Raw genomic sequence first — 6618 nt, 5'->3', positions numbered from 1 at the left:
CAGCTTTTTCAGCATCCTGCTAACCGCCTCGCGCGCCGAACGAACGGTGGGATCGATTCGGAGGGCCGCTGCGCGCGCACGCTCCAAATCCAACGCCGCGACGCGTTCAGCGCGCTCTTGCGCGGTGACCGCGGCCAAGGGGACGCACAGCAGGCAGACGGCGGCGGCAGGCAGATACCGGCGCCAACGATACGACGTGACCACGAGAACGAGGGGCTGACGTTCCCGAAGGCGTTGCGGCACCGGCCGAATGCGCGAGCCGCGTCCCTCGGGGACGGTCGCGTTGGACGCGACCACCGACGCACCGCGCAGACGTGCGCAGATGGCGCACGACCGCGGTGTCGAGGTCAGCGGGTCGGAGGGGCTCGCAGGGTGGGTGGTGGTCCCGAGTCCGGTGCGGGACGCGCCAGCGCCGCGGCATCCCAGCGAGTAGGCGGAGCCAACGAGAGCGTCTCCGACGGAAGCGCCGCGTCGACCGGCGCACTCACTACTGGCGCGTCCATGCCGTCACGCGTATCGCTGCGGACGGCAGAGGCTGATTCCACACGGACGTGATCGTGCTGGTGACCGTGTTCCGGGCCGCTCAGCACCGGGACGTCGTCTCCGGAGTGCACTGGCACCGGGGCGTCGTGGCCTTGATGGCCAGCAAGCTCGTGCGCGTGGTCGGGCTCGGGCTGCGCCACCTGCTCGTGACCGCCGTTGCGCCGCTCTTCGTGATGCGCCTCGGCAGCATGGGCGTGCGCGACACCGTGCGCCAGGGCAAGACCGGGCGACGTGAGGCAGGCAACCAGCGCCAGAAGGAAAGCGGTCCAACGGGACCAACGGAGCCGAGACACGCCTGTAATGTACACTGCCATTTGGGTGCCGGGGGAAGGGGTCAGTACCGAAACGCGTACTGCACCTTCACCAGCAACTGATTGGAGGCAAAGCCCCAGCGCGGATCGAGGCGTCGAGTGGGGTCACTCAAGGCCGAGGTCGCATACGGGCGACCGGTCTCCGGGTCGATGTCATGGCGCAAATTGTGGTTGTACACCACGAAGAGGTCGCCGAGCGGGGAGAAGGTCCACCGTAACCGCGTGTTGGCGCCGAAGGTGTCCGACTGATTGTCGTACTGCGCGTAGCTGTTGAACTGCAGGTTGGGTGACACATTCACCCGCATGCGCGTGCCGTACAGATCTTGTGTAAAGTTGCCCTGCGCCAGCCGTCCGATGTTGCGCGTCATGTTGAACTCGAAGTTGATCAGCGGCGACGGCTTCCAGGCGCTGGTCAGAATGACCTCGTCCAGATATCCCGTATAGAACGGCCCGAACCACCAGGTCAGTTGTCCGCTGAAGCGCCGCTTGGGCGCCAGTCCGCCTTCGAGGCGAAATCGATGCCAGTGATAGGAACCCGCCGGAATCGCGACGCCGGGCGCGATGGCAAACGGCGCCACCAATCGTTCACCGGTCGGGTTGAAGTTGAACTCAAACCGGTCGCCGCTCTCGAGGCGCCAATTGATTGGCGCAAAGAACAGCCGGTAGCTCTCCCACGTGCCATTGAGATCCGTGACGACACGGGGCTGGAACTCATTGACCATCTGACGCACACGCATCCCCATGATCCGCCGCCGGGGGCGGGGAATGTAGTTCGCCGTCAGTTGAATGATTTGCGCGGCCGGACGTGGCACAAAGCCCAGTGACGGATCGAAGCCGTCTCCGAGGCGCTTGAACGTAAGACCGAGATCCCAGATGTCGTTGGGATAGGCCAGCCGTGCGTCAAACGCTGAGCGCTCGCCGGCGAGTCCCTCGCGATTGGTCTGCATGGCCCACGCGGCTGCCACGAGATTCTTGTTGCCGCGAAAACGCGAGGTCTGGTAGACGGCATCAACACCGGCAGTCCAACTGTTCGCCCGCTCCAGCGGGTCACCGAAGGCGGCCAGCACGCCAATGGCCGACTCACGCAGCACATTCTGCTTGTAGCGCAGCACGCCAAGCGTAGCCTCCGTGCCCGGCGGGCTGGTACCCTCGGCAAACGCCCGCCCACTCATGTCTCCTGTGCGCAGCACGAGCGCACCGACGTTGGCGCCGTTGCCGCGGCCCGTGACCTTGAGCCCGCCGCGAATGGGGACCTCGTTGCCATTGAGCAATCCGATGCGACGACTGAAGAAAGCCCGCATGTCGTCGCCCGTCCCCGAACCAAAGTCGAAGATGTCCGCACCCTGCAGGAAAAATGTGCGCTTCTCCGGAAACACGATGGGGAAGCGCGTGAGATTGGTGCGACGCGAGTCCACCTCTGTTTCAGCGAAGTCGGTGTTGACCGTGAGAGAGGCCAGCGTATTGGCCCCGATGGCCTGCGTGATGTCGAAGCTCAGGTCCCGTTCATCGCGACGTGGCGCCTGTGGGGCGGGTACACCGGAACCGCCCGTGACCGAGGGGCGCACGCTCAAGCCCGTCCCCAAGTTGAAAGCGGGCAAATCCGTCAGCTCACCGGCCCGCGACGTCTGCGTGATCTTGATGTCGCGGATGGGGCTGGCCCAACGGATGTTCTCCAGATGGCGCTGTATGCGACGCTGCACATTGAAGCCCCAGGTGGAGAGGCCCGTGGCGAATTGCAGGCTCTGCACCGGAATCACAAACTCCGCCGACCAGCCAGTCGCCGTACGGGTCGCGGCGGCATCCCAAACGGCATCCCAGTTGGCGTTTTCCGACTCGCCTTGGTTTGAGACCAGCGCGTCGTAGCGGGCGCCGTTGGCGTTGACGGCAAACACATAGCCGGAACGCCCGTCACGATATGTGTCAACGACCACCTTGAAGTGATCCTCGTTGTTCAGCGAGGCGTCCCGCTCGCGCGCGAAGGCCACGATGCGCGAGGGTTCGGGGTCATCCGCCCGGATACCAATCACCACTTCGTCGGCATTGGTGAGCACGCGTACCACGGTGCGTCCGGTTGGCAGGCCACCCTGCACCGGCTCCAATTGCACAAAATCGGCAATCGAATCGGCCGTGGCCCAGAGAGGCTCATCGAGGCGGCCATCGAGCCTGATGGCCGCGGTCTTGCGTGCTGTGCGCAAGGTGGGGCGCGGGGCGGCAGTGGCCGCCGTGGCGGGCTGCACGGGGAGTTGCGCAGCGGCAGATCGAGCCGTGCTACACACGACGAACGAGGAAAGCAGCGCTCCGAGAATGGAGTGCGAGAGGCGGGTCATGGTAGCGGGAGCAGGACGGCAGGCACAGGAGCCGACGGCGGCGCATTAACTTAATGCGCAGCCCCTTCGCGGCGTTGTGATGCCTCCTTCCGTTCCCGCCTCCGAGGATCATGTCTCATGATCGTGTCATCACCTGTAAGCCTTCGTATGCCTGCTATGATGGTCACGGGAGCCCTCGCGGCCGTGGCCCTCGGATGCGGCGCTGTTGATGAGGCGCCACCCACGCCAGGTGACTCGTCCGTGCCATCGGCCTCCGAAACCACGACGGTGGATTGGCCGGCAGTGGACTCGACGATGGGCCGGGCTGGTGTGATCCAGGGGGACGAACTGCATCGCTACAACTTCCCGCGTTCGGACCTCAGCGTCACCGTCCGCGACGCACGTGGCGATGTGGTGCTGCGCCCCGCGTTGGCCTTGGGCGGATGGATTGCCATGCATGCCACCGGCACTGGCACCGACGTGATGGCCATGGGTGACCTCGTGCTGACCGAGGAGGAGCTCCCCCGTGTGATGTCACGTCTCCAGCAAGGCGGCGTGGAACAGACGGCGGTGCATCACCACGTCATGCGGGAGTCGCCGCGCATTCTGTACATGCACGTGCACGCGCGGGGCGACGCGGTGCAGATCGCGGAAGCGGTACGTGAGGCGGTGGCGCTTACGTCCACACCGGCAGCAGTACCGGCCCCCTCGCCGGCAGCACCGGTCGACCTCGATACAGTGGCCATTGCCGCAGCCCTTGGTCATGTCGGTCGCAGCAACGGCGGCGTGTATCAGGTCAGTGCACCGCGCCCGGAAACCATCACGTCTGGCGGTCATGCCATTCCCGGCGCCATGGGACTCGGCACCGTCATGAACTTTCAGCCCACCGGGAACGGGCGCGCGGCCATCACGGGTGATTTTGTCATGACAGCTGGCGAGGTCAATCGTGTCATTCGCGCCCTGCGCGCCAATGACATCGATGTGACGAGCCTGCACAATCACATGCTCGACGACGACCCTCGCTTGTTTTTCATGCACTTCTGGGCTCATGACGACGCGGTCAAGCTCGCGCGAGGGTTGAGGGCCGGACTCGACAGCACGGCCATCAGACCCAAACTGTAGCACGACAGATTTACGCTCACTCACTAGCCCGCCGCCTCAGCGCTTCGACGTTTCGAATCACGAATTGCCCACGCCCCGCCGGCGCGATCAGCCCCTCGCGGCGCAGACTGGCGATGGCGCGCACCAGCACCTCACGCACGGTGCCGAGTTCTTCGGCTGCTGCCGCCTGCGTCATGCCCAGTGAGAACGGTCGGTCGGTGGCGCCGTGAGATCGCACCAGCAGCAGCGTGGCAAGACGTCCCGTGACAGACTGCGTGGACAGACTGTCGAGTCGATCAACCACCTGACGTACGCGCAGCGCCAGACGCCGCAGAAACAACTGCGCCACGTCGGGATCGTCGCGCATGACCTGCGTGAGCAACTCTTTCGGAATGTGCAGGCAGCGCGCGTCCACATCGGCGATGGCGGTGGCCGGCAACCCGCCACCTGCAAACAACGGCACCTCCGCCAGTGTGCCGCCTGCCCCCTCGGTATGCACCACACTCTGCCGACCATCACGCGACCGCACGACACGCACGCGTCCGGAGAGCACGACGTACAGTCCGGTTACCGCATCGCCTGCACGAAACAGGGTCGCGCCCGCCGGAAAGTGGCGCAGGGCACTGCCGGCCGAGAGCCGGGCACGTGTCGCCGGCGACAGGTCAGCAAACAGCGGGAGTTCGTCGAGCGGAGTCACGTGGAGTTGTAAGCAATTGGATGACGGAGCAACCTGAAGGCGCGCGGTATGTTTCGGATGTGACCAAAGTCTCTTCGGAAACGGTCGGTCGCCAGTATGCTCCAGACAGACGCTCGCATCCTGGGCGCCAAACTCCCTGCTTCTGTCCGTTATCCGGGAGATCCGATCATGCGTTTCGATCGTCAGGTCACGCGTGTTGTTGGCTGGGCCACCTGCGCTCTGGGCCTTGGCGCTGCCGCGCTGCCCGCGCAGGGCCGCGGCATGATGCACCGGGACTCCACTACCGCCGAAGTCATGCAGGTGGTGCACCAGCTCATGGTCAACCACGACAAGCTGCGTCGCACGGTGGTCAACCTGCCCAACGGCGTACGCACAGTCACGGAGTCCGACGACCCGACCATGGTGACGCAGATTCAGCGTCACGTGACCATGACGGGCGCGTTCGTGGCGGCGGGTCACGATCCGAACCTGCCCATGTCCACACCGGCGCTGCGCGGAGTGCTGCAGAACGGCAAGAAGATTGTCCGACAGGCCCAGGCGACCGCCAAGGGTATGGAGGTCGTGGAGACATCCGACGACCCGGCCACCGTGGCCTTGCTGCAGCAGCACGCCGCGGAGATCACGGAGCTCGTGAAGCGCGGCATGGCGGCCATGCACGGCGGCGCGATGGCGGCCGCGGAGCGAGCGCCAGCGTCAGCGCCAGCGTCAGCGCCAGCGTCAGCGCCATCAGCTATGCAGCACATGCCGGGCATGACGCATCAGCCGGGTATGACGCATGAACCGCCGACCGCCACCGCATCGGCCCGCCCCACCCGCGCCGGGCAGGAGGCCTTTGCCACCATCGCGGAGATTGTACGGCTGCTCGACGCCGATCCGACCACCGACTGGAGCAAGGTGGACCTCGAGGCCCTGCGTGCGCATCTGCGCGACATGGACGACGTGACCCTGCGCGCCGAGGTGCGCATGACGCCGGTGGAAGGCGGTGCCGTATTCGACGTGCAGGGTACCGGTCGCGTGCGCGAGGCCATCCGTCGCATGGCGCTGTCGCACGGCGCCACCATCGCACCCGCTGATGGGTTCACGTGGAGCGCGACCAGCACACCGACCGGCGCGCGCGTCACCATTCGTGCGACGCGCACCGATGACCGCACCATGCAGTCGCGCATCCGCGCACTGGGATTCGTGGGCATGCTCACGCTCGGCGATCATCACACGGTGCATCATCTGGGCATCGCCAACGGCAGCATGCGCGGGAGTCACCAGCATCACTGAGGCGGCGCTGGCCACCGAAGCAAACACCAAGCCCTCTTGTCAGCGAAGTCTGCGAGAGGCGACTTGAGACACGCTCAGGGCCTTGGCGCCGGGTGCCCTCCTCGACCGACCGAACAAATGGACCACGGTACCTCCTCCGATGCCGCCAAGTATCGTGAAAAGGACCGTGGGTGCAATGACCGGTGCGGGGTCGTCACACACGTTTGAGCAGCTTCGCTTGCTCAGGACATATGCGGTGCTGCCACCAAGCGCAGCCCCGACGGCAATACCCATCCACGCGTTCCGCGTCTTGTTCGATTTGACCGCCACGCTGTCCAGGACGTGGACCGCCTGAAACGGCGTGCCTGGCTCTGACAGGCTGCGGTAGGCCAGCGCAGTACGGGTGACG

The 6618-nt window shown here is 65.5% G+C and carries 6 protein-coding genes; 2 read left to right on the top strand and 4 right to left on the bottom strand.

Annotated features, from left to right (window positions below; translation table 11 throughout):
- The 3 genes from B2747_RS11625 to B2747_RS11615 all read right to left on the bottom strand — a co-directional run.
- On the bottom strand, nt 1-297 hold a 297-nt coding region (locus B2747_RS11625), incomplete at its 3' end, for a hypothetical protein (protein WP_291160792.1).
- Nucleotides 298-347: 50 nt separating this feature from the next.
- Nucleotides 348-836 carry a hypothetical protein gene (locus B2747_RS11620; RefSeq protein WP_291160789.1) on the bottom strand — a complete coding sequence of 163 codons (489 nt, stop codon included), beginning with the start codon at nt 834-836 and terminating at the stop codon, nt 348-350.
- A gap of 41 nt (nt 837-877) precedes the next feature.
- Complete coding sequence (locus B2747_RS11615; RefSeq protein ID WP_291160786.1) at nt 878-3181, bottom strand: carbohydrate binding family 9 domain-containing protein; 2304 nt, start codon at nt 3179-3181, stop codon at nt 878-880.
- Between the two features lie 156 nt (nt 3182-3337).
- On the opposite strand from B2747_RS11615, the gene B2747_RS11610 reads away from it, so the two are divergent.
- Entirely contained in the window at nt 3338-4282 is a 945-nt protein-coding gene (locus B2747_RS11610) for a DUF1259 domain-containing protein (protein ID WP_291160783.1), read from the top strand.
- 16 nt (nt 4283-4298) lie between these two features.
- On the opposite strand, the gene B2747_RS11605 is transcribed toward B2747_RS11610, so the two are convergent.
- Complete coding sequence (locus B2747_RS11605; protein ID WP_291160780.1) at nt 4299-4958, bottom strand: Crp/Fnr family transcriptional regulator; 660 nt, start codon at nt 4956-4958, stop codon at nt 4299-4301.
- A 168-nt stretch (nt 4959-5126) separates the two neighbouring features.
- Here B2747_RS11605 and B2747_RS11600 point away from each other — a divergent pair, with 168 nt between their 5' ends.
- Nucleotides 5127-6230, top strand: coding sequence for a hypothetical protein (locus B2747_RS11600; RefSeq protein WP_291160777.1), 1104 nt, complete (start codon nt 5127-5129; stop codon nt 6228-6230).
- Nucleotides 6231-6618 lie beyond the last annotated feature (388 nt).

Source organism: Gemmatimonas sp. UBA7669, assembly GCF_002483225.1.
Taxonomy (GTDB): domain Bacteria; phylum Gemmatimonadota; class Gemmatimonadetes; order Gemmatimonadales; family Gemmatimonadaceae; genus Gemmatimonas.
Note: the sequence above shows the minus strand (reverse complement) of the source record. Positions and strands in the feature narration are given on the sequence as shown.